The 26,092-nt window shown below is 60.6% G+C and carries 17 protein-coding genes, 1 tRNA gene and 3 rRNA genes; 16 read left to right on the top strand and 5 right to left on the bottom strand.

The features are described 5' to 3' along the window. Window positions 1-31: 31 nt before the first annotated feature. Window positions 32-685 (bottom strand): 3-keto-disaccharide hydrolase, encoded by a 654-nt coding sequence (locus tag V5E97_RS26235; RefSeq protein WP_406694540.1) that lies wholly within the window; start codon window positions 683-685, stop codon window positions 32-34. 192 nt (window positions 686-877) lie between these two features. On the opposite strand from V5E97_RS26235, the gene V5E97_RS26230 reads away from it, so the two are divergent. From V5E97_RS26230 to V5E97_RS26170, 13 genes are all read left to right on the top strand, one after another. Then, window positions 878-1,975 (top strand): M24 family metallopeptidase, encoded by a 1,098-nt coding sequence (locus V5E97_RS26230; RefSeq protein ID WP_406694539.1) that lies wholly within the window; start codon window positions 878-880, stop codon window positions 1,973-1,975. A 36-nt stretch (window positions 1,976-2,011) separates the two neighbouring features. After that, complete coding sequence (gene accB, locus V5E97_RS26225) at window positions 2,012-2,503, top strand: acetyl-CoA carboxylase biotin carboxyl carrier protein (RefSeq protein WP_406694538.1); 492 nt, start codon at window positions 2,012-2,014, stop codon at window positions 2,501-2,503. A gap of 115 nt (window positions 2,504-2,618) precedes the next feature. Next, entirely contained in the window at window positions 2,619-3,983 is a 1,365-nt protein-coding gene (accC, locus tag V5E97_RS26220; RefSeq protein ID WP_406694537.1) for an acetyl-CoA carboxylase biotin carboxylase subunit, read from the top strand. 264 nt (window positions 3,984-4,247) lie between these two features. Beyond that, a complete protein-coding gene (locus tag V5E97_RS26215) occupies window positions 4,248-5,279 on the top strand; it encodes a 6-phosphofructokinase (protein WP_406694536.1) in 1,032 nt (343 codons plus the stop codon). A gap of 537 nt (window positions 5,280-5,816) precedes the next feature. Continuing rightward, a 16S ribosomal RNA gene (locus V5E97_RS26210) occupies window positions 5,817-7,318 on the top strand. 627 nt (window positions 7,319-7,945) lie between these two features. After that, window positions 7,946-10,720: ribosomal RNA gene (locus V5E97_RS26205) — 23S ribosomal RNA — on the top strand. Window positions 10,721-10,968: 248 nt separating this feature from the next. Beyond that, window positions 10,969-11,077, top strand: a 5S ribosomal RNA gene (rrf, locus tag V5E97_RS26200). The 16S, 23S and 5S rRNA genes sit together here, the layout of an rRNA operon. A gap of 406 nt (window positions 11,078-11,483) precedes the next feature. Next, entirely contained in the window at window positions 11,484-12,536 is a 1,053-nt protein-coding gene (rlmN, locus tag V5E97_RS26195) for a dual-specificity RNA methyltransferase RlmN (protein ID WP_406694535.1), read from the top strand. A 143-nt stretch (window positions 12,537-12,679) separates the two neighbouring features. Continuing rightward, on the top strand, window positions 12,680-13,309 hold the full coding sequence (locus tag V5E97_RS26190) for an RNA polymerase sigma factor (RefSeq protein ID WP_406694534.1): 630 nt from the start codon (window positions 12,680-12,682) through the stop codon (window positions 13,307-13,309). A 6-nt stretch (window positions 13,310-13,315) separates the two neighbouring features. Then, window positions 13,316-14,071 (top strand): ComF family protein, encoded by a 756-nt coding sequence (locus V5E97_RS26185; RefSeq protein ID WP_406694533.1) that lies wholly within the window; start codon window positions 13,316-13,318, stop codon window positions 14,069-14,071. Further along, complete coding sequence (hemC, locus tag V5E97_RS26180; protein ID WP_406694532.1) at window positions 14,068-15,042, top strand: hydroxymethylbilane synthase; 975 nt, start codon at window positions 14,068-14,070, stop codon at window positions 15,040-15,042. Before V5E97_RS26185 ends, hemC begins: the two co-directional genes overlap by 4 nt. 211 nt (window positions 15,043-15,253) lie before the next feature. Beyond that, entirely contained in the window at window positions 15,254-15,688 is a 435-nt protein-coding gene (locus tag V5E97_RS26175) for a hypothetical protein (RefSeq protein WP_406694531.1), read from the top strand. A gap of 309 nt (window positions 15,689-15,997) precedes the next feature. Continuing rightward, the gene (locus V5E97_RS26170) at window positions 15,998-18,253 is read left to right on the top strand and encodes a hypothetical protein (protein ID WP_406694530.1); all 2,256 of its coding nucleotides are present in this window, start codon (window positions 15,998-16,000) and stop codon (window positions 18,251-18,253) included. Between the two features lie 229 nt (window positions 18,254-18,482). On the opposite strand, the gene V5E97_RS26165 is transcribed toward V5E97_RS26170, so the two are convergent. Beyond that, window positions 18,483-18,974 carry a DinB family protein gene (locus V5E97_RS26165; RefSeq protein ID WP_406694529.1) on the bottom strand — a complete coding sequence of 164 codons (492 nt, stop codon included), beginning with the start codon at window positions 18,972-18,974 and terminating at the stop codon, window positions 18,483-18,485. 512 nt (window positions 18,975-19,486) lie between these two features. On the opposite strand from V5E97_RS26165, the gene V5E97_RS26160 reads away from it, so the two are divergent. The 3 genes from V5E97_RS26160 to V5E97_RS26150 all read left to right on the top strand — a co-directional run bounded on the left by V5E97_RS26160 (window position 19,487) and on the right by V5E97_RS26150 (window position 22,339). Next, a tRNA-OTHER gene (locus V5E97_RS26160) sits at window positions 19,487-19,606 on the top strand. Between the two features lie 200 nt (window positions 19,607-19,806). Further along, a complete protein-coding gene (locus tag V5E97_RS26155) occupies window positions 19,807-21,105 on the top strand; it encodes a TROVE domain-containing protein (RefSeq protein WP_406694528.1) in 1,299 nt (432 codons plus the stop codon). Continuing rightward, a complete protein-coding gene (locus V5E97_RS26150) occupies window positions 21,098-22,339 on the top strand; it encodes an RtcB family protein (protein WP_406694527.1) in 1,242 nt (413 codons plus the stop codon). Before V5E97_RS26155 ends, V5E97_RS26150 begins: the two co-directional genes overlap by 8 nt. A 150-nt stretch (window positions 22,340-22,489) precedes the next feature. On the opposite strand, the gene V5E97_RS26145 is transcribed toward V5E97_RS26150, so the two are convergent. The 3 genes from V5E97_RS26145 to V5E97_RS26135 all read right to left on the bottom strand — a co-directional run bounded on the left by V5E97_RS26145 (window position 22,490) and on the right by V5E97_RS26135 (window position 25,977). Continuing rightward, window positions 22,490-22,744 carry a hypothetical protein gene (locus V5E97_RS26145; protein ID WP_406694526.1) on the bottom strand — a complete coding sequence of 85 codons (255 nt, stop codon included), beginning with the start codon at window positions 22,742-22,744 and terminating at the stop codon, window positions 22,490-22,492. Between the two features lie 1,027 nt (window positions 22,745-23,771). Next, a complete protein-coding gene (locus V5E97_RS26140; protein WP_406694525.1) occupies window positions 23,772-24,953 on the bottom strand; it encodes a WD40 repeat domain-containing protein in 1,182 nt (393 codons plus the stop codon). Between the two features lie 439 nt (window positions 24,954-25,392). Beyond that, complete coding sequence (locus tag V5E97_RS26135; protein ID WP_406694524.1) at window positions 25,393-25,977, bottom strand: DUF6714 family protein; 585 nt, start codon at window positions 25,975-25,977, stop codon at window positions 25,393-25,395. Window positions 25,978-26,092: the final 115 nt, after the last annotated feature.

Below are 26,092 nucleotides of genomic sequence, written 5' to 3'. Positions count from 1 at the left end.
CTTGACGGGTAGGCCCACCATCGAAACTTGCTCAATTCAAGTCCTTGATTTTGATGTTCTTGTACCAGCAGTCCTTGCCATGGTCCTGGAAGCCGAAATAGCCTGAACGGGGGAGATCCTTGATCGCCACCTTGAACTTGTGCTCCGATCCGTCGGGACGCTTGCCAGGCTCGGCAAACTGATTCACGTCGATCTTCGAGACCGGCTGGCCATTCACGGCGACCTCGATGATCGGCCCCTTGGCGGTGATGGTCATGTGGTTCCATTCGCCGAGCGGCTTCTGGGCGTTGACCCGAGGCGCGACCAGATCGTAGACCGCTCCGGTGTCATGGACGCCGGTTCCCTTGGTGTCGTCGATCGCGATTTCAAGGCCGGTGTAGACCGGATTCTTGAGGTCACCGACCCGGACGAAGACTCCCGAGTTGCACCCTTCGGCGAGTTTGTAGTCGAACTCGAGAATGAAGTCGCCATGCGGCTGGTCGTGGACGACGATGTAGCCGCCCGAGCCGTGCGGGTTGAGCCCATCGGCCTGGATGTTGGCCTTGGCCAGCGGCTTCTTGTCCTTGTTGGTGATCCAGCCGTCGCCGCTGGTCCCATCGAAGATCGTCTTGAACCCGTCGGCGGCTCCGAGAGCCCCGGCTGCCAGGGCGAGTCCAAGCAGGCCCGCCATTGTTTTGCTGCGCATCGATCCACCCTCTCAACAAAGACGAGACGATTCGAAATCTCAAGTTCCTCGGCCGTTTGGGCACGAGCACGCGCCCACATTACCACTCTCCGCTCGCCGTTTCACCAGTTCACGCCCTTGTTTGCGCAGGCCGACTCTGGTAGCAAAGGATCAATCATCGCACGCTCCTCTCGTTGAAGGTCAGTCCGGGATATGGATCGAACGCCTCATCGTCGTGAAAAGTTGCTCAAGACCTTCAAGGCCGAGCAAATCGACGCCTTGCTCATTAGCTCGCCAACCAACGTCCGCTACCTCACCGGGTTTACCGGCGACGACTCGACCCTCCTGTTGACCCGCGATCGTGCGATCGTCATCTCCGACGGCCGCTACACGACCCAGCTCAAGCAGGAGTGTCCCAGCCTGGAACTCTTCATCCGGCCGGTCGGCCAAATGATGCCCCGCGCGATCGCCGAGGTAGTTGGCAAATACGAGGTTCAGCGGCTCGGCTTCGAGCCCTCGGCGCTCTCCGTCGCCGAGTTCGAGAGCCTGAAGCAGCAGGCCCCGCCCTCTTTGGAGTTCGCCCCGGTCAAAAATCGGGTCGAGGAACTCCGGGTGATCAAGGACAAAGAGGAGGTGGCCGAGATTCGCGAGGCCGTCGGCATGGCCGAACGTGCCTTCGCGATGCTTCGAGCGGGCCTTCGCGGCCAGGACAGCGAGAAGGACACGGCCGACGCCTTGGAAAGCTACCTGAGACGCTGTGGCGCCTCGTCGGCGAGCTTTCCGCCGATTGTCGCGGTCGGCGAACGCTCGGCCCTTCCGCACGCTCGACCGACCGCCGCGAAGCGGATTGATCAGGCCGATTTCGTGCTTGTCGACTGGGGCGCGACGGCCTCGCCCTACAAAAGTGACTTGACGAGGGTGCTGGTCACAGGTAAGGTCACCTCCAAGTTTGAGAAAGTCTATCGGACCGTCCTGGCGGCGCAAGAGCGCGGGATCGCCGCGATTCGCCCGGGGGTCAAGGCCCGAGATGTCGACGCCGAAGCCCGCTCCGTCATCGAGGACGCCGGTTTCGGCCGTTTTTTTACCCATGGCCTGGGGCATGGCCTGGGCATGGACATTCACGAGGCCCCTGCGCTCCGCAAGGAATCCGGCGTCACACTCCAACCCGGCATGGTGATCACCGTTGAGCCTGGCATTTATTTGCCCGGCTGGGGCGGCATCCGGATCGAAGACGACGTGCTGGTGACTCCCGACGGCTGCGAGGTCTTGACCCACGTACCTAAGTCGCTCGACACGGTCCGTGTCTCGTGAGCCCAGCCCGAAGAGTGCCGCTTGCGGAGTGTCAGAATGCCGGAGAAGCCGACGGAACCGACTCCCCCCTTCGACGTCCATGTCATCCACCAGCTCGTCCGACTGATGAAGCGGTACGATCTGATGGCCATTGACCTGGTAGAAGGTCCCACGAAGATTCGCCTACGGAGGCGGAACGAAATGCCGGCCCCGGCTCTCGCCGTGCCCGGTCAGTATGCGGCACCGCCGCCCACCGCGCCCCCTCCGGCCCGGATCGAATCCACTCCGGCCGCTCCCCCGGTTTCGGACGATGCCGTCATCAAGAGCCCCATGGTGGGCACCTATTACGCTTCCAGTTCCCCCGATGCGCCGCCGTTCGTCACGGTTGGGGCGACCATTCGTCCCGATAGCACCGTCTGTGTCATCGAGGCCATGAAGGTCTTCACCGACATCCCGGCGGGCCTCAGCGGCAAGATTACCGAAGTGCTGGTCAAGAATGGCCAGTCCGTCGAGTTCGGCCAGCCCATGTTCCGAGTCCAACCAGCCTAAGCGCGTCTCTCCTTTTGGTTTACGGCCGGAAGCCTCGTCACTCTCCCGTTGGGGGCGAGGGCGAGCTTCCTGGACCTATGGTGAGACGCCCTTCGAATACGGGACGCACTTCCGAATGTTTCAGCGAATCCTGGTGGCCAACCGCGGCGAGATCGCGCTGCGGATCATTCGCGCCTGCAAGGAACTGGGGGTCCAGGTCGTTGCCGTCTACTCGGAGGCGGACCGCAACGCCCCCTACCTGAAGCTCGCCGACCGCGCGATTTGCATCGGTAAAGCTCCCAGCGCCGACAGCTACCTGAATATTCCCCGACTGATCGCCGCCGCCGAGGTGGCCGACGTCCAGGCGATCCATCCTGGCTACGGCTTTCTGAGCGAAAATCCGCACTTCGCCGAGATCTGCCGGAGCTGCAACTTCGAGTTCATCGGACCGCCTCACGAGTCGATCCGCAGGATGGGCCTGAAAACCGAAGCCAAGACCGTCGCCGCCGCCGCGCAGGTCGCCTGCGTTCCCGGCTCCGACGGCCCGATCTCAAGCAATGCGGAAGCGCTCACCCTGGCCCGTTCGATCGGCTACCCTGTGCTGATCAAGGCCGCGGCGGGGGGAGGCGGTAAGGGGATGCGGGTCTGCCGCGACGAGGAGGGTCTGATCCCCGCCCTCCAAGGGGCCCGCAACGAGGCCGAGGCCGCCTTCAAGAACTCGAGTGTCTACCTCGAGAAATTCATCGATCGGCCCCGCCACGTCGAGGTCCAGATCCTGGCCGACTCCCACGGCAATATCGTCCACTGCTGGGATCGCGATTGCTCGCTTCAGCGCCGCCATCAGAAGCTCGTCGAAGAAGCGCCGGCGTCGCTCCCCCTCGAAGTGCGCGTCAAGTTGGGAGAAGCCGCCGTTCGGCTCGCCAAGGCCGCGGGGTACGTCAACGCCGGCACCTGCGAGTTCCTCGTCGACGCCGACAATAATTTCTACTTCATCGAAGTCAACGCGCGGATTCAGGTCGAGCACCCGGTCACCGAGATGGTCACCGGTATCGACCTGGTCAAGCAACAGATTCTGATCGCCTCGGGCGAGCCGCTTCCGTTCACGCAGGATCAGATCGTCACCCGCGGCCATTCGATGGAAGTCCGGATCAACTCCGAAGATCCCGACCACGACTTCCGCCCGTCGCCCGGTAAGATCACCATGCTGAACGTCCCGGGTGGACCCGGCGTGCGCTGGGATTCACACGTGGAAGTGGGCTACTCGGTCCCGCCCAACTATGACTCGCTGGTGGGCAAGCTCATCGTGCATGCCCCGACTCGGCTCGAGGCCATCGCCACCATGCGCCGAGCGCTGGACGAACTGGTGATCGAGGGGATCCAGACCACGATCCCGCTGCATCGTCGGATCTTCCGGAATCGCGACTTTATCGAGGGCCGGGTCGATACCACCTGGGTCGAACGAGTCCTGATGCCCGAGAAAGCGCGGCCGAGCACGAGCTGATTCACCCCCACCGGAACCGGTCGGCGGCGAAATCGACTAGAACATCCTGCCGATCCTGTGGTAATTTCGGGGGTCATTCTCGCGCATGGGAAGCCCCCGAGACCCCACGCAGAGTGGCCCGCTGCAAAATTTGCGACACGTGTTACGTACGTGCCGGTTCCATGCGGGCGTCTGAAAACGCGCAGGATGGCTCAGCAAATCAGGGATCAACGCGTTTCCAACGCCCAATCGTGGCCGGCTCCAAGAACGAGCTAGGAACGATTCATGAAAGTCGGTTTACTGACGGGCGGCGGAGACTGCCCAGGTCTTAACGCCGTTATCCGCGCCGTCGTCCAACGCGTCACGAACGAAGGGGGTACCTGCATCGGCCTCCTCGAGGGATGGCGCGGACTCGTCCAGAAGTTGACCCTCGACCTCGATATCAACCTGACCGACGGGATCATCGCCAAGGGGGGCACGATCCTCGGCTCGTCGCGGACCAATCCCTTCAAGAACCCCGAGAGCGACCTCCCCGCGCTCCGCGCGAACTTCAAGGAACTCGGCCTCGACGCCCTGGTCGCGATCGGCGGCGACGACACCTTGGGGGTCGCCCATCGGCTCCACAAAGAATTCAACCTGCCGACCGTCGGCGTGCCGAAGACCATCGACAATGACCTGATGGTCACGGACTTCACCTTCGGCTTCGACACGGCCATCAACATTGTGACCGAATGCGTCGACCGGCTCCGGACCACCACCGAGAGCCATCGCCGGATCCAGGTCGTCGAGACGATGGGTCGCCACGCCGGCTGGATCGCCTGCTTCTCGGGAATCGCCGTCGCGGCTGACTACATCCTCGTTCCCGAAGTGCCGATCGACATGCCGCACGTCATCGACGTGCTCAAGCGGCGTCGGGCCGGCGGCAAGCACTACGGCATCGTCGTCGTTTCCGAAGGGGCCAAATTCCCTGACAAGGGGATCGTCACCCTCGAAGCCGAGAGTGATGCCTTCGGCCACGCCCGCCTCGGCGGCGTCGGCAACGTGGTGGCCGACCAGATCGAGAAGCAGACCGGGTTCGAGACCCGCTGCGTCGTCCTCGGTCACATCCAGCGAGGTGGTCCTCCGAGCGCCAACGACCGCGTCCTCGCGACCCGGTTCGGTCTGGCTGCCGGCAACCTCGTCCTCCAGAAGCGGTTCGGCACCATGGTCGCCCTCTCGGGCACCAAGATCGTCGAGACCACCCTGGCCGACGGCGTCGCCGCCACCAAGACCCTCGACCTCTCGTACTACAACGAAGCGGCCGCCTTCTTCCGATGAGCCGACCGTAGCCCTTTTACCGCTCTCCCGACGCAGCGCACTGCGAAGTTCCCATGCAGTCGCTGCGAAATCTTCGGGAAGTTGTTGACTTCGGATCGGATTCGGGTATTATCTCCCTTGTCGCCTGTGTCACCACGGGTGACAACGAAACGGCCGGCTGACCTGGGAACGGGAAACCGCTCACCATGACAGCGGGCCGCGATGTTGTCGGTAGGTGGGCCGGCGTGACACGCCTTCAAAGGGCAAGTCACTCCGGCCAATTGCATCGGCAGCACGTTCGTTCTTTGACAATCCGGTCGATCGTGGTTCTTGTGGTTGAAGAGAACCTTTGAGGGAAGCCGGCGTGGAGCCGTTTGAGTCGTCTCGACCCCGTTTGGTTGGAGGTCGAATCGCGACGGAGACGGATCCAACAGCCAACAGCACGAGCCAGCAGGGGCTTGCCCCGGCGAACTCGAGCTGCGACCAGTTAGCAAATTCCTCAACCCTTTTGAAGGTGAGGACCGGATCTCTTGCTCCTCGGAGCAGGGGAGACGACCAATCTCGAAGGGTTTGATCCTGGCTCAGAATGAACGTTGGCGGCGTGGATTAGGCATGCAAGTCGAACGGGCCGCAAGGCCAGTGGCGCAAGGGTGAGTAAGGCGACGGTAACCAACCCCAAGATTGGGTATAGCCGCGGAAACCGCGGGTAATCCCTAACGACGCAACGACACCGGCATCGGTGTTTTGCCAAAGCTTCGGCGTCTTGGGACGGGCTGTCGTGGTATTAGCTTGTTGGCGGGTAATGGCCCACCAAGGCTTCGATGCCTACCGGGCGTGCGAGCGTGGCCCGGCACACTGGGACTGAGACACTGCCCAGACTCCTACGGGAGGCTGCAGTCGAGAATCTTCGGCAATGGGCGCAGCCTGACCGAGCGACGCCGCGTGGAGGATGAAGGCCTTCGGGTTGTAAACTCCTGTCGAGGGGAAAAGGGTCGTAAGACCTTGATTGATCCCTGGAGGAAGCACGGGCTAAGTTCGTGCCAGCAGCCGCGGTAAGACGAACCGTGCGAACGTTATTCGGAATCATTGGGCTTAAAGCGCGTGTAGGCGGATTCGTGCGTCTGTCGTTGAAATCCCCCGGCTCAACCGGGGAAGTGGCGCGGATACGACGAGTCTGGAGGGGCATAGGGGGACCTGGAACTTCCGGTGGAGCGGTGAAATGCGTTGAGATCGGAAGGAACGCCCGTGGCGAAAGCGAGGTCCTGGATGCCTACTGACGCTGAGACGCGAAAGCCAGGGGAGCGAACGGGATTAGATACCCCGGTAGTCCTGGCCGTAAACGATGGGTACTGGATAGGGGGCTCGCCGATGGGCTCCCTGTCGTAGGGAAACCGTGAAGTACCCCGCCTGGGGAGTATGGTCGCAAGGCTGAAACTCAAAGGAATTGACGGGGGCTCACACAAGCGGTGGAGTATGTGGCTTAATTCGAGGCTACGCGCAAAACCTTATCCCAGGCTTGACATGCACGGATTAGCCGGCGGAAACGTCGGTGAGGCCGCAAGGTACAACGTGCACAGGTGCTGCATGGCTGTCGTCAGCTCGTGCCGTGAGGTGTTGGGTTAAGTCCCTAACGAGCGAAACCCTGTGTCTAGTTGCCAGCACGTAATGGTGGGAACTCTAGACAGACCGCCGGCGTTAAGCCGGAGGAAGGCGGGATGACGTCAAGTCCTCATGGCCCTTATGCTTGGGGCTGCACACGTACTACAATGGGGCGGACAGAGCGTTGCTAGGCTGCAAAGTCACGCTAATCGCAAAACCGTTCCTCAGTTCGGATTGCGGGCTGCAACCCGCCCGCATGAAGCTGGAATCGCTAGTAATCGCGGATCAGCATGCCGCGGTGAATGTGTTCCTGAGCCTTGTACACCGCCCGTCAAGCCACCAAAGCGGGGGCATCCGAAGTCGCCGGAGCCGCAAGGCAGGCGCCGAAGATGAAACCCGTGATGGGGACTAAGTCGTAACAAGGTAACCGTAGGGGAACCTGCGGTTGGATCACCTCCTTTCTAAGGATTTTTCTTAGAAAATCTCGGCTCTGAGGATCGTGGGACATGGCTTCGGTCATCAACTCGATTCAAGAAGGGCCGCATCGGCACCGTCTCCTTGATCAGATGGTATTTACGCCGGCTTCCCACGAAGGTTCTCTGACCACGAACACGATCGACCATTGTTAGATTCCTGAATGCGTGGGGTGGGCTCATCCCCTCCCCACGCTATTCGTTTGCTTGCACTGCTGGGTGCGGGGCAGGGCCGTTCGCGGCGTTGCCCCCTGGCCAGCGGCCAGTGCGGATCTCGAAGATGGATGCTCTCCGGTTTCGGCCGGAGGGTCTGTCGTTGGGGTTCGGTTGCTCTTTCACAATCCGGTGGTTAGGTCACGCAAGTGAGAACCGCAAACAAATGGTCGTGGCAGACCAAGTAGAAGAATCTCTCCACAATACAGTGGAACCCTTACGGATGCGTGAGAGTCGCTTGCTGTGAAGCAACCGGCCTCACATTGGGATCGTTACCCAAGTGAGAGTGGTCCTGTGTCGCGAGACACTGGGCACTCGATCGAAGAGATAGATCGGGGACTGACCCCTCGTCTTTCTGGCTGTCGAGTTTCTTTCGAGGAACCGCGGCGTCCGGATCGGCGTGGTCAAGCTCCTAAGGGCACGGGGGGGATGCCTAGGCGTCATCAGAGAGACAGGCGTGGAAGGCTGCGATAAGTCCAGGGGAGTTGCCCAACGAACGTCGATCCTGGAATGCCTCTAGAGACCCGGGGAACTGAAACATCTCAGTACCCGGAGGAAAGGAAATCAACCGAGACTCCTCAGTAGCGGCGAGCGAACGGGGATCAGCCTAAACCGAGTGGGACACCACTCGGGGTCGTGGAGCCGATAACATGGGATGAGTAAGCGTCAGCTGAAGCCTCCTGGAACGGAGCGCCAGAGCGGGTGATAGCCCGTAAGCGACGATGCAAACTCCCTCTTCGGTACCCGAGTAGGGTCGGGCACGTGAAACCCGGCCTGAATCGGCGGGGACCATCCCGCAAGGCTAAGCACTCGATGACGACCGATAGCGAACCCAGTAGGGCGACCGAACGGTGGGAAGAACCCCGATTAGGGAGGAGACTGAACCTGAAACCCCGTGCCTACAAGCGGTGGGAGCGCGATGCCTTCGGGCCGCGTGACCGCGTGCCTTTGCATAATGATCCGGCGAGTTACTGTATCCGGCCCCAGGTTAACCCTTCAGGGGAGCCGTAGCGAAGCGAGTCTTCATCAGGCGCCATAGTCGGGTGCAGTAGACGCGAAACCAGGTGAACTACCCATGGGCAGGTTGAAGCGACCCTAACCGGTCGTGGAGGACCGAACCCACCAGTGTTGAAAAACTGGGGAGGACCCGTGGGAGGAGTGAAAGTCTTATCAAACCTGGAGATAGCTCGTTCTCTCCGAAATGGCTTTAGGGCCAGCCTCGGGACATATCGTGCGGGGTAGAGCGACGGAATTCGGTAGGGGCTTCCGCCTACCCTCCGAAACCAACTCCGAATACCGCACGACGGACCCCAGGAGTCAGAACGTGGGGATAAGCTTCACGTTCAAAGGAAACAACCCAGACCGCCGACCAAGGCCCCAAATCGACGCTCAGTGGCAAAGGAAGTGGGATCGCGGTGACAGCCGGGATGTTGGCTTAGAAGCAGCCATCATTTCAAAGTGCGTAACAGCTTACCGGTCGAGCCATCCCGCCGAAAATGACGGGGACTAAGCGTCGTGCCGCAGTCGCGGATCAGGTTAAACTGATGGTAGGAGGCGTCGCCCGCCGCAATGAAGCTGGATGGAAACGACCAGTGGGCGCGGGCGAGTGCGAATGCCGGAACGAGTAACGACAAGACAGGTGGGAAGCCTGTCCGCCGAAAGCACAAGGTTTCCTGGGGAAGGTCAATCCGCCCAGGGTCAGTCGGGACCTAAGGCGAGGCCCAAGGGCGTAGCCGATGGACAGACGGTTAATATTCCGCCACCCGATGGTAAGGTTGAACCGCGGAGGACGCCGAGGAGAGTCAGGTCGGGGTGTTAGATTACCCCGTGCCGCAAGGCCGACAGCATTCGATCTGGAAGCCTGATGAACTCTCGGCCACGAAAAGCCCCGCGGGGACGAACCATCTGGCCCGTACCGCAATCCGACACAGGTGTGCTAGGCGAGTATCCGAAGGCGTTCGGGAGAACCCTCGTGAAGGAACTCGGCAAAATGACCCCGTACCTTCGGTACAAGGGGTGCTCTCCGCAAGGAGAGCCGCAGAGAATCGGCTCTAGCGACTGTTTATCAAAAACACAGGACTCTGCCAACTCGCAAGAGGACGTATAGAGTCTGACGCCTGCTCGGTGTCGGTAGGTTAAGGGAGCCGATGAGGCGCAAGCTGAAGTTGGCGACCGAAGCCCCGATAAACGGCGGCCGTAACTATGACGGTCCTAAGGTAGCGAAGTTCCTTGTCGGGTAAGTTCCGACCTGCATGAATGGCGTAACGACTGGAGCACTGTCTCCACGAGGGACCCGGTGAAACTGTAGCCGTGGTGAAGATGCCACGTACCCGCGGTCAGACGGAAAGACCCGTGAACCTTTACTGCAGGTTGGCATTGGGTCAGCGTCCTTTCTGTGTAGCATAGGTGGGAGGCCGTGATCCGGCGGCGCCAGCCGTCGGGGAGCCATCGGTGAAATACCACCCTGAAATGACTCTGATCCTCACCGGTCCGTAGCCCGGACCGGGACCATGCTCATCGGGCAGTTTGACTGGGGCGGTCTCCTCCCAAAGAGTAACGGAGGAGTGCAATGGTACCCTCGGCCAGGTCGGCAATCTGGCAACATGAGCGCAAACGTAGAAGGGTGCCTGACTGCGAGACCCATCAGTCGAGCAGGGACGAAAGTCGGCGTTAGTGATCCGGCGGTGCTGGATGGAAGGCCGTCGCTCAACAGATAAAAGGTACTCCGGGGATAACAGGCTGATCTCCCCGAGCGTCCATAGCGGCGGGAGGTTTGGCACCTCGATGTCGGCTCATCGCATCCTGGGGCTGGAGAAGGTCCCAAGGTTTGGCTGTTCGCCAATGAAAGCGGTACGCGAGCTGGGTTCAGACCGTCGTGAGACAGGTCGGTCCCTATCTGCCGTGGGCGTAGGAAACTTGCGAAGGGTCTCCCCTAGTACGAGAGGATTGGGGAGGACCGACCTCTGGTGTACCGGCTGTTCTGCTCAGGGCATCGCCGGGTAGCTAGGTCGGGAAAGGATAAGCGCTGAAGGCATCTAAGCGCGAAGCCCTCTTCAAGACGAGGTTTCCAGCACGCAAGTGCGAAGGCTCCTGGAAGACGACCAGGTCGATAGGCCGGGAGTGCACGGCGAGTGATCGCCGCAGCCGACCGGTCCTAACAGCCGATCGCTTGACCACCCCGATCCGTCCGCCGGCTCCCCTTTGGGGACTCGATACGGACAGGAATCAGGGTTGCATCATTCACCGATCGCATTCGATCGATCACACGGCGACGTATTCCCATCCGAAACGGGGACCACGCGTCGTGAAGAGACTCGAAGTCGGTTGGTCATGCCCATCGAAGTGGCGGTAGGATCTTGCGTGACGACCACTGTGAAGCTTGAGCACAACGTAACCGGCGGGTTTGATCGCCTGCCGGTTGCTTTTCCGGCGAACATACTGACGGGGTCCCACCCGTTCCCATTCCGAACACGGCCGTTAAGCCCGTCAGGCCCATGATAGTGCCTTTGGCGCGAAAGTCGGTGATCGCCGGAATCCTTCAAAGACGCCCCGATTCTTCCTCACGGAAGGGTCGGGGCGTTTTTCGTTGCGCGGTTGCCTCTGAATTTTCAGGTCGCTGCCCACCCTTCAAGAATCGGTCGACTCAGGGGTTACCCGCGTCCTCTCGGAAACCTTTGCTTGCCTGCGAATGGTGAGTGTCGGTTCCCTGTTTTCGGGGACTTCGTGTGCCGGTTGGCGAGAAGGCAGAGGGAGCTGACGCTCTCTGCTCGCCGCGGAAAAGGGCAGAGATCGTCTCTAAGATCTTCGAGTTTGATAGACTTGTCTCGGATGCTCGGCGTATCATGGATCTGGAACGAGTGGCTCGAGCTTCGCAAGGATCGACCGTCGATCTTTCGGAGGGGACCTTTTTTTTCTCGCTCTCAGAAGCAAGCGGACGACGATGAAACGAGCGTTATTGGAAGTTTCCGCTCCGGATCTAGCGGAGTGGATGGTCGATCGGGGCTTTCCCGGCTTCCATGCCCGGCAAGTTTTGCGCTGGGTCTTTCAGCGTCGCGTCGAAGAGTTTGCATACATGTCGGATCTTCCGAAGGCGTTGCGCGAGCAGCTCGACGCGGAGTGGAGGGTCTTCGGGACCGAGGTGGCCTATCATCACGTCTCGCCCGACGGGACGGATAAGCTCTTGCTGGGCTGCGCGGACGGCCGACGGATCGAGTGCGTCGTGATGGCGGAGGGCGACCGTCGGACGGTCTGCATCAGTACGCAGGTCGGCTGCGGGATGGGTTGCGTCTTTTGCGCCAGCGGACTCAAAGGGGTCGAGCGCAACTTGACCAGGGGCGAGATGGTGGAGCAGGTGGTTCGGCTCCGGAACCTCTTGCCGCCCGAGGAATCGATCACCAACCTGGTGGTCATGGGCATGGGCGAAAGCCTGGCGAATCTCGACAACCTGCTCGCGGCCCTCGATCGGATCTGTTCTCCGGACGGCCTTGGCCTGGGCCAGCGGCGCGTGACTATTTCGACGGTGGGCTTGCCCGAGAAGATGATGGTTCTGGCGGGGCTAGGCCGGCAGTATCACCTGGCCGTCTCGTTGCACGCGCCCACGGAAGCCTTGCGGAACGAGCTGGTGCCGATCAATGAAAAGGTCGGGCTGGGGGCCGTGATCGACGCGGCCGACGCCTACTTCCGGAATAGTGGCCGGCAAGTGACGTTTGAGTATGTCATGTTGCGTGGGATCAACGATCGCGTTGAAGATGCACGGGCGCTGGCCGACCTGCTCGCGGCCCGCAAGGCGCATGTCAACCTGATCCCTTACAATCCCGTGGCAACTTTGCCATATGAGCGGCCCTTTCCTTCGGTTATTCAGAAGTTTGTGTCCATTGTCCGGGGACGCGGGGTCAGCGTCAGCGTTCGGAAGACCAAGGGACGCGAGATCGACGCGGCGTGTGGCCAACTCCGGCGAAGGTTCGAGGATCGTCCGGCGGCGGCAATTTCCTGATCGGGTTTGCTCGCTCTGCTCTGGTACGATGTGCTGAGTCGACGGCGAGGGCCGTTCGGCGACCAACCTGGTTCGATCGGGTGGCGGCCAGTAGTTGGGACGCGGCGGGAACGTAGGCGACCGACCGAGGGAGGGATGGGGTTGTGAGCACTGACACCCTCGAGCAGCAGTTGGAGGCCCGTGATCCCGACGTCCGGCTGATGTTGCAGGTGCGTGACGACGTTCAAGGGGCCTTCGAGGTGCTGGTCGAACGCTATCAGCACCGACTGGTCGGGGTCATGGTCCACGTGATCGGCCGCGGCGAGGAGGCGGAGGACCTGACTCAGGAAGTCTTCCTCCGGGTTTATCGCGCTCGCAAAGGGTATAAGCCGCGGGCGAAATTTTCGACCTGGCTGTTCACGATCGCCAACAACCTGGCGTTGAACCACCTTCGCGAAAAAGGGCGCAACCCTTCGGCGGCGACCGGTAACTCCGGCCCGGGATCGCAGGAGAACCGGCCCGTTGTCGACCGTGTTCCAGGGCGTGATGGGACCGCTTCGGCCCAACTTCGCAAGGTCGAGCTCTCGGAGGTCGTTCGCGAGGCGCTCGACGGTTTGGGAGAGGACCAGAAGGTGGCGGTCCTGCTCAACAAGTTCGAGGAGATGAGCTACGCCGAGATCGCCGAGGTGATGGGCCGGTCCGAGGCCGCCATCAAGTCGCTCCTGGCGCGGGCCCGGAATCAGTTGCGGGAGCGGTTGGAACCTTATCTAAGGACCGGCCAGCGGGGGCCTTGACGATTCGTGTTCGCCACGCGGCAGCTTCAACGCTGGATGGCTGAAGGTTTCCGGGCGATGGAAGCCCTGGTCTTTCCCTGGGTCTGTCCGATCTGCGAAGAGCCAGGGGCGGACTCCCCCTTTTGCGCGTCGTGCCGGCACGATCTGCTGAACGCTTCGGGCTTGGTCTGCACGCGGTGCGCCATGCCGATGGGCCCCTGGTCGAACCGGTTGGGAGGCTGCGCCGAGTGCCGTGGGCGTCCCCTCGGGTTCGACGCGGCGATGGCCTTGGGACCGTACGAGGGGCCGATCCGTGACCTCTGTCTCCTGCTGAAACGGGACCGGAACGCCTGGCTCGCTCCCTGGCTGGCCAACGTGCTGGTTGACGCCCACGCCGAGATCCAGCAAATGCCCGCGGATTCGTGGGTCGTGCCGGTCCCGTTGCATTGGAAGCGGCAGTGGCAGCGAGGGTATAACCAGGCCGATGCGCTGGCGCGCGGGGTGTCGAAACGGCTATCCCTTCGCCTGGCCCACCCTCTGCGCCGGGTCCGTTCGACGCCCCATCTGGCCTTCGCCGGCCGGAGCGAGCGTGCCAAGGTGATGCGGGACGCCTTCGAGGTTCGCCGCCGCGCGGCCCTGGGGGGTCGAACCGTGCTCCTGGTCGATGATATCCTGACAACAGGCGCCACTTGCGGCGCAGCGGCGCGTGCGTTGAAGCGTGCCGGGGCCGCGCGCGTCGTGGCCCTGGTGATCGGTCGAGCGGAAGGGATCCCTTTGAAATGACGTCGATTGACGATACGAGTGTGAACGCTCGACCAGGGCCGGGGCCGGGAACGATCCGAATTGGGACTCGCGGGAGCCAGCTCGCCCGCTGGCAATCGGAGTGGGTGTCCGCCCGGCTCCGCGAGCTCCATCCCGGCTTGCTCGTCGAGCTCGTCGAGATCAAGACGCAAGGCGATCGCGACCGCAACTCCCCCCTGGCCGCGATCGGCGGAATCGGCCTCTTCACCAAGGAAATCCAGCGTGCCTTGCTCGACTCGACCGTCGAGATCGCGGTCCACAGCCTCAAGGACCTACCGACCCAAGGCACCGACGCACTCATGCTGGGGGCTGTTCCGGTGCGCGAGGACGCGGCCGATGCTCTGATCGCCCCGGTCCATCGGACCCTGGAGGCGCTGCCGGCCGGGGCCTCGATCGGGACCGGCTCGCTCCGTCGCCGGGCCCAGCTCCTTCACGCCCGGCCCGGCTTGCAGATCGTCGGCATTCGAGGCAACGTCGAGACCCGCTTGAATCAGGCCTTGAGCGGTTCGCTCGACGGCGTGGTGCTGGCCGAGGCTGGTCTGCGCCGGCTCGGACTGGAGAGGCACGTCACGCAACGCCTCGGCCCCCCTTTGTTCCTGCCGGCGGTGGGGCAGGGGGCCCTCGGCATCGAATGCCGCGCCTCGGATGCGACGACCCGGGCGCTGCTCGCCCCCTTGGATGACCCTGGCACCCGCCGCGCCGTCATCGCCGAACGCCGGACCCTGGCCGAACTCGAAGGGGGCTGCATGATCCCCCTGGCCGCCTGGGGCCGCGACACCGACGATGGTCAAATGGCCCTCGACGTTGCCGTCTTCGACCCCGATGGTCTCGAGCGTGTCTTTGTCTCCGCGACCGGCCCTCGCGACGACCCCGACGGCCTGGGGCGTCAGGTCGCCGAGGAGCTCCGCGCCCAAGGGGCCGACCGGCTCCTCCAGCGAGTCCAGCGTCCCTGATCCAGAAAAAGGGCCAGACAATTCGCTCCCGAGCTGCGGAGCGAGTCAGCGCAAGTCTGGGGTGGCCGGGGCTCGCCGCATCTTGCCCCGACCATCCGCCGATGGAATCCCTGATTTCGAGGGAATTGCGACAAATGTAGTAGGCTCGGTGATGGGGGCCGGATAAAATCCACCGACATCTCGTCTCGAATGTCCTGACGGTGGAGGCCCCATGGGCAAGGTTGATTCACGTCCCCGGTGGCGGATCACGCTCGGCGGCCTGCTTGTTGTGATCGCCCTGCTGGCGGGGCTGTTCAACTGGCTCCGACCCATCAGCCAGAGTGAGGCGACACGGATTGCCATCGGTCAGTTCCAACAGATTCCAGGTGCGGCCTCCTGGACGAGCTACCGCACAGATTGCAGCCTCATGGATGGCGGTGCCGGGAAGAACTATTGGGTCGTGAACTTCCGTAAGCCGGCAGACAATGGGCCGATTGCCCAGGTCTCGATGGACCCGAGTGGGAACCCGATTTCAATCCTTGTGACTCCGCCCGGTCACGCCGCCCCCTTCCCGGCGAAGTTTCTGACTGGGCCAATACCTCCTCCCCCGAAAGAGGCGAAACCGACTCCGGTGGTGGAGAATACGGACGCAGCGCCCTCGCTCTAAACGATTTCTGTCATGACAATAGTCGTAACTGTTTGACATTCGCGTGGTCAAATGTGCAGGAATCGTCTGGTTTTCATTTCCTCGAGGACCACCGGGTCGAATTTCGCCTGGGCCTTCGGTCACCCAGCGGAGCCGGGGGCGATCGGTCATAAAGCGGGACCCACGTGACGAGTTAAAGGCTTCCGTAGGAAAAGTCGGGGTAGTTTCTCTCCCTTTCCTTGCCCGAAGGCCCGACGTTCTGTCCTAGGCCGTTCGTCGGGAAAACACCAAGATGCCCGCGCGGAGCTTCCGATACACACGGAGGGCGGGTTGGCGGTGGCGCCAATTCCCTGGTGGCCCGACCGACCGGAGCGGCTCCGCGTGCGGCACGACGATCACTCTTCGAGCCCAAACCTGTCTTCGACGACCGAGCCTCGGCTCGGGTCCCGCGTTCGCGCGTGGGCCTGGCCGGTGGTGGTGATCGTCCTGATGGTTTTGACCAGTCTGGCCTTGGCCTTCACGGTCTCGGTCTGGTTGGTGCCCCCTTACTTCATCCTGATGGTCTGGATCCTCGCCCCAGCGCAAGGCCCGCGCGATCACGTGCCGGCCCCGCTCGCGCCTGGCTCCCAGCTGGTCTCCGACGACGAAAGCCTCTTCGAACCGTCCGAGTCTGAGATCGGTCTCCGATCTCAGCCCGAGCCGGTCGTGGCGGTTTCCTCGCCCTCCGAGATCGCGGCCGATTTGGATGGAGGCAACGACCCCAATCCCGTCGCGGTGAAAACCAAGCGGGGAAAGGGTCGGGGGCGGAAGGCGAAGGGGGGGCCGATTGTCGAATCGGCCGCAGCAGCGCCCGCGACCTGGATTCAGGTCGGCCCAGGGAAGTTCGTCCGGGTCGAAGGCCCGAGCACGGACGGGCACACCGAGCCTGTCCCAACCCTGTCTGAAAGCGAACCCACCCATCCTCCTGCGTCGGCTCTCCAGCCGGCTTCCGAGGACGTGGCGGAGCTTGTTTCCCAAGAACTCGCCGCCGAGGTCAGTCCGGAAATCGAGAATCGCTCTGCGGTCTTCGACGCGCCGGCTGCTCACGACGAATTCATCGAAGATGAGCCGATCACCGACAACGACGCCGTTTCTCTGTCCGACGCCGAAGCTTTGCTTCGTCCGTCGCCGGAGGAGCCTGTTTTGTCGGAGGAGGAGCTGTACTCTGGTGAATTCGCCGTCGAGGTCAGTCCGGAACCCGAGGATTGTAACGCGAACTTCGATGAGCCGGTTGCTTGCGACGAGTCTTTCCAGGATGAGCCGCTCACCGACGACGCCTTTTCTTCGTCCGACGCCGAAGCTCTGCTTTGTCCGTCGCCGGAGGAAGTCGTTTTGCCGGAAGAGGAGCTTGTCCCCCAAGAACTCGCTGCTGAGTTCAGCCCGGAAATCGAGAATCGCTCTGCGGTCTTCGACGCGCCGGCTGCTCACGACGAATTCATCGAAGATGAGCCGATCACCGCCGACAACGACGCCGTTTCTTCGTCCGACGCCGAAGCTTTGCTTTGTCCGTCGCCGGAGGAGCCTGTTTTGTCGGAGGAGGAGCTGTACTCTCGGGAATTCGCCGTCGAGGTCAGTCCGGAACCCGAGGATTGTGATGCGAACTTCGATGAGCCGGCTGCTTGCGACGAGTCTTTCCAGGATGAGCTGATCACCGACGACGCCCTTTTTTCGTCCGACGCCGAAGCTTCGCTTCGTCCGTCGCCGGAGGAAGTCGTTTTGTCGGAACTCGATGGCTCATCCGAGAATGTTTTGGAGGAGCCTGTCCCTCGAGAACTCGCCGCTGAGGTCAGTCCGGAACTCGAGGATCGCTCTGCGATCTTCGATGCGCCGGCCGCTCGCGACGAGTCGATCCAGGATGAGTCGATCACGGTTGCCGACGTCGTCGGTTCTTCGCCCGACCTCGAGGCTTGTCCTCAACGGTCGCCGGAGGAAGTCGTTCTGTCGGAACCCGATCGGTCACCCGACTTTGAGTTGCAACCAGATGAGACCTACGTGGACGAGGGTGCCTGTCAGGAGGCGCTGGCCTCTCATGAAAATGAGGAGGTCGTCGCCGAGGTTGAGGAAGGTTTTGATGATTTCGCGGAGGCCAGGGGAGAGAGCGTTCCCGCGTCTTCGGAGTTGGCGGATCATGAGTTCGGCTCAGTCGAGCCGTCGGGGGATCAGGGTATCGCACTCGATGCTCTCGACGTCGACTGGACCACCGAGCTTGCCGATCCGCCCTTTGAAGCGGCAGGAAGCGTTCAATCCCCGTCCCTCCGGGCGATTATTGCTCCGCCCCGATCGACTGACAACGCACCGTTTGTTTCCTGGAGAGGGGTCTGGCCGCGTGTCGGACCCGCGGTGGGCCGGCCCTCGGGTGCGCGACCTTCAAGGCGCGTGGTCCGTTCCGGCCTCAACGCTCGGGTTTCCCCCGGCTTCCGTCGGCGCTCGCGCCGGGGAATCGGGTCGTATCGCCTGGTCTGCCGAACGTTCCCACCCCGCTCGCCCCCAGCCCGGGGAACCATTCCTCGCTTCGAGACGGGGCGCGGCGTTCGCGAGAGTGATTGACCCATCGGGTCGATCGGGCTCTTCGGACTCCCGCCCCGTTTCGTTTTCGAAGAGCTGAGTTTGGGGTGCCGACCACCAGCGGCTTGACTCCCGCGAAGGCTCGTTTTGGGACGATACGGTCGGTTTCCTTGCGTTCGTTAAAGTGGCTGGTATCCGGCTTGCCCCTTTGCCACCTGGCTTGCTCAGGTTTTCCAGCCGAAAGCACCACGGGGTCAGCCAGGCCTTCGCACTACGACGCTGTGTCGTCCTTGGCCTCTGCCAGTTTCTTGAGGAGGGCGATCTGGCCGGCATGGTAGCTCATATGCTGGGCCACTCCCCGGATCATGTGGGCCGTCGAGTAATTCTTTCCCGCGACGGTCTCGTTGAGAGTCGCCTCGTCTAAAGTGGAAACAGCCTCGATAAGTCGAGCGTGCTGACGATCCATCTCCTGTAGTGATTCGGCCCACGCCTCCGGTCCGAATTTGGTCACAGGCGGGAAATTGCCCTGCTCCGGTGTCTCAATCGCCCGACGCTTGGTGATTCGATCGACCACCACTCCATCCCACGCCGCAAGATGGGCTACGATCTCCCAGATGCTGTGTGCCTCAGGGACGGGGTGAGAGCAAGCGACTTCTGCGGTGACTCCGTCAAGCAACTTGCGCAGAGGCGGACCGTGCCAGGCATCACCGTCATAGCCGCGCCGGATGTCTTCGAGAATTCCATCGGGGTCAAGGTTGGGCATGGCTTTAGTTTCCGGTGATGGAATAATCATCTCAATGAGTCAGCAATATCTGGTGAATCCATCCTGTCGCGGTCGGATCATACCTCTTCATTGGGCACCAGACAATCGGCTACGGCATTGACCAAGCAGACAGCCGATCTTCTTGCCCCCGAAGTCTTTTTTTAAACCAATTCTCTGCGAGGCTGCTCCAATTCGGCTCCGCAATTTGACACTGCGCAGGCTAGAGGAACTCGGTTAGGACAACGGGGCGGTCGCCAGGTCGTCCGGTTTGTTTGTTTGATTGTATAGTTTGTGTGCATGCATTTGCTTGTAAGAATTTGATGATTATGCTGAATTCCTTGTGCAGGCGATGTCACAAGAGTGTCGTGATGAGTCGAGGAATCTTTACTGGACAGTGAACCTTCTTCCTACTTGCCGGCTCTCTGAATGTGGAGGGTGGTGCAGATAAGGGTTACTTAGGCTATTAACCTCGTGGTCGCGGGTTCGAGTCCCGCCCGGCAGATCGACCTGCCGGTAGCTCAGTTGGTAGAGCACGTATGTTCCTTTATCGTCTCTTCCCCCTCCGCTTGAATCATCGTGCGGTGGTGTAGGGTAGGCCTACTTTGTGTTACAGGTTCGAATCCTGTATCGACGCAAGTCGATTCGCTCAATCGGTAGAGCAAAAGTCCCGAAAGGGAATGCTTATTCGAGTCTTCCCCGCACGGTTTCCGCGACAGGGCGGTGGTGCAGGATCGGGTTGCGATTTGGTTGACACCGGTCTGTCAATGGTGACTTCGAACTCTGCGAGCCCCTTTTCGTTTCTACGCCGCCTGCTCTTTGGATGGGTATTTTCATGGCGACGCTCAATCGACTTCGGAAGATCTTCACCCACGAAGGTGCTCTCGCAGCACGGATCGATCCGTTGGCCCAACTCGAACGCTCCGTCATGTCCTGCCTGCTCTGGGAGTCGGAGTTCTACGAGGACGGTCAGACCATCGGCGATCGGCTTGCGAAGCTGGTAGAGGTTATTCCCGCGATTGATGTCGCTCGCGTAGCCATTCAGGCTAAGGAAGACATGCGCCTCCGCCATGTTCCGCTCCTGCTCGCTCGCGAGTTGATGCGGACCAAGGAAGGCCGTGCGCAGGCCAAAGGTCTATTCTCACGCGTTATCCTCCGGCCCGACGACATTGCCGAGTTTCTGACCATCTACTGGAAGGACAACAAGGACGAGCCTCTGGCCAAGCAGGTCAAGCGTTGGCTGGGCGACTCTTTTCGTAAGTTCGACGAGTACCAACTGGCCAAATACAACGGTGGTCAGAAGGCAGTAAAGCTGCGCGACGCTCTGCGGATCACCCGTCCGAAGCCTTCCGACGAAGCTCAGGCCGAGTTGTGGCGCAAACTCGTCAAGGGCGAGCTCGCCACGCCGGATACCTGGGAAGTCGAGCTTTCTAGGGGGGGTGACAAGAAGGCCTCGTGGTCGCGGCTGCTTGCTGAGAACAAGCTGGGCGGTTTGGCCATGCTCCGCAACGTCCGAAACATGACCAAGGCGGGTGTGGCCGACAAGGCCATCCGTGCTGGGATTCGTGGCGTAAAGGCGGGAAGACTTCTGCCGATTAACTTCATCGCTTCGGCGCGGCACAATCCTCAGTTTGAACCCGAGTTGGAAGCCAAATTCTTTGAATGTTTTGCGGGACGCGAGAAGGTTAAGGGCAAGACGGTCATCCTCGTGGATATCTCTGGATCAATGGATGCGGCCTTGTCCGCCAAGTCCGAGATGACCCGAATCGATGTGGCTTGCTCACTGGCCATGATCGGACGCGAGTTATTCGAAAAGCTACGGGTCTTCACGTTCTCTAACAGTCTGGTCGAGGTGCCTGGACGACGAGGCTTCGCCCTGCGCGATGCGATCACGAGGTCTCAGCCACACGGTGGAACAGAGCTCGGGAAGGCGGTCAGATTGTTGCCAGCTCGCGACCGTCTGATCGTCATCACCGACGAGCAGTCCCACGACTCTGTCCCACAGATTAAGGGATATCTGATCAATGTTGCGAGCAATCAGAACGGCGTCGGATACGGTCAGTGGATACACATCGACGGTTGGTCGGACAAGGTGCTCGACTACATCGTGAAGTACGAGGCGACCAATGGGTAAGCAATTCCTGGGCAAGGGAGTCGTTCCCATCTTCGGCTGGACCGAAGGCGTCCAGGTCGAGGATCGGGCCCTCGGCCAGCTCCGCAACGTCGCCAGGATGCCTTTCATCCACCACCACGTCGCGGTCATGCCGGACGTGCACTGGGGGATGGGGGCGACGATCGGCTCGGTGATCCCCACGGTTGGCGCGATCATTCCCGCCGCCGTGGGGGTCGACATCGGCTGTGGGATGATGGCCGTCAAAACGGGCGTCCGCGCAGTCGACCTGCCAGACAATCTTCACGCAATCCGCTCGGACATCGAGAATGCAGTGCCGCACGGCCGGACCGACAACGGAGGACCGAACGACCGGGGCGCGTGGAGCGAAGCGCCTGAAAGGGCGGCTAACATGCTGTCCTCGGCCGATTCCGGGCCGTCGATGCGAACCCGGCTCGAAGCAATCGTCGCCAAACATCCTGGCATCTCGCGGGCAGCGGCGCGCATTGGCATTCATGTCGGCACACTTGGGACGGGTAACCACTTCATTGAACTCTGCCTTGACGAGAACCAGGTCGTCTGGGTGATGCTCCACTCCGGTAGCCGGGGCATCGGTAACAAGATCGGCACCTACTTTATCGAGCGGGCGAAGCAAGATATGCAGCGGTGGTTCATTAATCTGCCTGATGTGGATCTCGCTTATATCCCGGAAGGCTCGACGCTGTTCGACGATTACGTGGACGCACTTCACTGGGCGCAGGAATTTGCCCAGGCGAACCGCGACTTCATGATGCGCAGTGTGCTGGCCGTTTTGGGCCGTCATTTCCCGGGTAAGCTTGGCCATGTCGACGAGGTGGCCGTGAACTGTCACCACAATTACGTCGCCAAGGAACAGCACTTCGGTAAGAGCGTCTGGCTGACCCGGAAGGGGGCCGTGCGCGCTCGTGAAGGCGACATGGGGATCATCCCTGGCTCAATGGGGACCCGCTCGTACATCGTCAAGGGTAAGGGCAACGTGGAGTCGTTCTGCAGTTGCTCCCACGGCGCCGGACGTGCCATGAGTCGACGGGAGGCGATCCGTAAGATTAGCCTCGCCGAACACGAGGCGGCGACAGACGGCGTCGAATGCAAGAAGGATGCCTCGGTCCTCGACGAGAGCCCGGCGGCCTACAAGCCAATCGAGGCGGTCATGGCTGCCCAGACGGATCTGGTCGAAATCGTCTACGAACTCAAGCAACTCGTGTGTGTCAAGGGATGAATAGCTGACCGGATGGATAGGAGAGAAGCCACTCTCGTCGAGGTCGTACAGAGTCAAATCCCTGGCGGCCGCATCGAGCTTGAGATTGCTCAGGAGGTGGCTGGCTCGCTCCGCCTTGATCGAAATATAGTTCAGATTCCAGGCCGTGCGCTAGTAGTTGGCCTGGATTCGCCTGTAGTGGAAGCGGATCTGTCTAGAACTTAGGACAATCCTCTGCTCGGCGGGGTCCTGACCGAGTTGCCGGCTGGTCCAGGGGCGCTCTTCGGCAAGCAAGGGTCGCAACTCCACGGCCACACGGTCGAGGTGGGCGGTGTTCGGGGCAGATCCTGAGCGAAACAGGTAAAACGCGTCGAGACCACAGGCCAGAAACACGCGGAGCACGTCACGAACAGTCTGGTCGGACACGTCCAAGTGTATGGCGGTACGAGGAGCCGACCAACTCGCGTCGGAGAGGAGGCTTATCTCGACACGATCACGAACCCTCGACGGAAGCGGTTTTCGCTTCTGCGAATCATATGGAATGACAGGAAGACCGAGTCCCCCCGCTTAGGGCCAAGGCGGGGGATTTATTTCAAATATTTGCTTGCAATAAAAGAAACGCACTTAACATACTCTCTCTGAGATAGTGCTAATGTCGCTTGAGGCATGTTTCCGGAGCCATTGAAATCATCCCTCGTTGCAAAGTCAGGGGGGCTAATTCGATCGGGGGTTCGCACTTTGCTATGCCAAGTCTGTGGGATTGAAGCTCCCACGCGAAACGTAATGTTCCATCAAGCAGTCGGTGCCATCTTTGCCTATCAGACAAACTCCGTGAAAGGAAATCTATGCAAAACTTGTATCGAACATTATTTTTGGGATTATTCTAGTAGCACTGCATTATTTGGCTGGTGGGGTGTGCTCACTGTTTTCTGGCACCATTCATCCTGATTAGCAACGTGCGTGAATACCGTCGATGTCGCGCTATGGAATATCCCTCTCCAGAGGCTTCAAAGCCCGTTCTTACGGAGGATGTCGTTGATCGCTTGAGAGAGTACGCCTTTCGATTGATTGACCGACTGAACCTGGGCGAAGACACTCAGAAGGTTGTGGTAGAGACCGCCCAAGCCGCAAAAGTGTCGCCGGGGCAGGTAGTTCTATTCATCAGAGAGATGCTACCGAGCCAGGCTCAAACCGGTGGGCTTGCGCCTTCCAGCGACGACCAACTTTAATCACCATCTTTCGTCTGAACATAAGCATAGAGCCGAACCTGTGCTGATGACGGAAACCAAACGCGGGAGAGTCAGGGAAAAGCGTGGTGGGGTATCGGGCGGCGGAAAAGGTTGTTCGGCGAGTCCTACACTCCTACATTTAAGAAGGGTAAAAGGGACTCAGTCAAAGGTGGCTGGCCAAAGTTTCCCCCCACACTTCGTTCACTGTTTTCCCCCGGTCGTGCTCAAGGGCGAAGAGGAGGGATCGTATGCTCCCTGACTTCAAGAGAGGCATTTCGATTCTCCGCACGCAGTTCATTCGAGGCCTTGGTCTCGCTTGACTCGGAAACAACGAGAACCGATCCGCGTTTGAATGCGATTGCCCGGATCGGCCCCGGGCCTGATGTTAACTCGGCAATCCTCACCCCGGTTACACGGTCCAGAAGGGAAACCTTCCCTGTCGTCTTGCCCAAGGCGATTGTCGAATTATCTGGGCTGTAAGCTAGGTAACTGCACTCATCAGGTCCCGGCGCAGGAAGCTTGGCAATGATTCTTCCTGTCTTGAAGTCGAATGTCACCAATTCTTGCCCGGCCGGCGCACCGAATCGCCAGACTGCGACCTCTTTTCCATCGCCGCTGAGGGCAACGGTACCGAATTCCGTTCCCCTCTCGGGCATGGGAGGGATCATAAAGGCACGACCGTCGCTTAGATCACAGAGGTAAAGAGTTCGTGTGTTCTGGTGATAGGGCAAGTGCGAACGCTCGTCGGCAAGATTGACAGCGATTGCTGCGAAGCGTGTCGCGTCGGCGCTGAACATCGTGGAACATGGGCCATATGAAATCGCACAGGAGGCTGGCCCGTCCACCGAAGCGATCACCTTGCCGTTGGATCCATCCCACAAAATGGTATTCAGCATGTAATCGGCGCAAGCGATAAGAGATGCAGATCTGTTGACGGCGACATTGCTAAAATAATGCGTATTGCCTTGAGAGAATGATTTGATCAGTCGTCCTGATTCCGCATCCCACAGTTTGACGAGGCTCCCAGATCTTCTTGGGGTTACCCGAAGCAGGTTGCCCTCCTCTTCGTAGATGGCCGGACCGCCGGTGACGATCCTCCGTCCATCGCCGCTCATTGCGACACCCACCGGGAACAGACCGTCAGCGTGATCGGCGATCCTGAGCAACAGGCGACCATCGGCGGGATTCCAGACGCCTACCGACGTACTTCGCGTGCAGGTGACAAGCTTTCCGCCATCGGATCCAAATGCGATCGCCAGCGGAGCCTTCGCGTCCCCTAACCGAATTATCGGACGCTCCGGCTCCTCAGACGCACCTGCACGGCTAGGCATTTCGTCAGACCGAGTGGCCGAGCAGGTCATCATAAAAACGGCAATCGAAACAACGCTGACATGGGATAGTTTCATTGAGTTGCATTCCCTTGTCTCGATGAGTGCTGTCGAATGCTGAAGCCGTTGAGATCGTTCAGAGTTGGGGAAAGCCTGGGTTGGCGATCGCTGTGGAAGTGGTCGATCAAAGCGGCCGCGTCTGGGCATGGTCCATCAGTGGGGTGGTGACTTGTGGCGTATTATTGGTTGGATTCGCTAGGTTGTCAAACCCGTTAATCGGTGGCGTTTGTGCCTCCCTGTCCCCCCCCTCAGCCCCATTCCAACTTTGCGATGCCGATCCAGTCCCCGGTTTTTTGATCGATGGGATCGATTGGTTGAAACATGATCTGTGTTTTTCGGGACTTTCTCCATTCGGATTGCTCAGACACAACCCGACGGTCGAGATGAGACCGACCGGATAGTGTCGGCTCTGCACCTGTCCTGACAGCCCCCCTTCATTCAGGGTTGCGAGGGGTAGTCAATCCTTTCTGAATTGGTGCCAATACGATCGGATGGCCTTACCAGCGTCGTCTTGACCCGAGTACCTGTCGAAGAACTCCAAGAAATCGTAAACCGCCTCGGACTGGGCGCGGTTGAGCGACTCATACCGCTTCGACCAGTGCTCCTCGAAGTCCAAATTCCAGATGACCGATTCCGGGGTGGTCGAATCCGTTGTCCGCCAATTCTGGAGCGACCAGCACATGAAGGCCGGGATGTGGAATCGCCATCCCTCGACGTCGAAGAAGGAGAGCGTCGAGGCCCCTTGCTCTAACTTCCAGCCCGGCACCTCGGACCAGTCGGATTCCGGGTCCTTCTCGCCCGCCGCGATCCATCTCTCGCCCCTGCCAAATATGCCTTCCAGATGGGCTTGGTGAATGGTCTCGCCCCCACTCAATACGACATCGGCGAATGCTATGTGGATTTGTTGGATCATCCGGGCGATGTCGCGGAGTTCTTCATCGGTCTGCGTCGACGGATACCTAGCCCCACCGTAGTTCCGCTCGCACTGGGGGCAGTACTCCCATTCATATTCCCACGGGATACCGCAGTGACGGCATTTCATGCTCAGGTTTCCTGGAGTCAACCGGGGGCCTTCGAGTAGACGAGAGCCGGCCCGACCGGGACGATGGCGGTTACTCCACCAGACCGTCATCTCGACCGGAGCCGGCCATGACATC

The sequence above is a fragment of the Singulisphaera photorubra genome (assembly GCF_045290345.1).
In the GTDB taxonomy this organism is placed as follows: domain Bacteria; phylum Planctomycetota; class Planctomycetia; order Isosphaerales; family Isosphaeraceae; genus Singulisphaera.
This window is presented reverse-complemented; position numbering and strand designations above follow the sequence as displayed.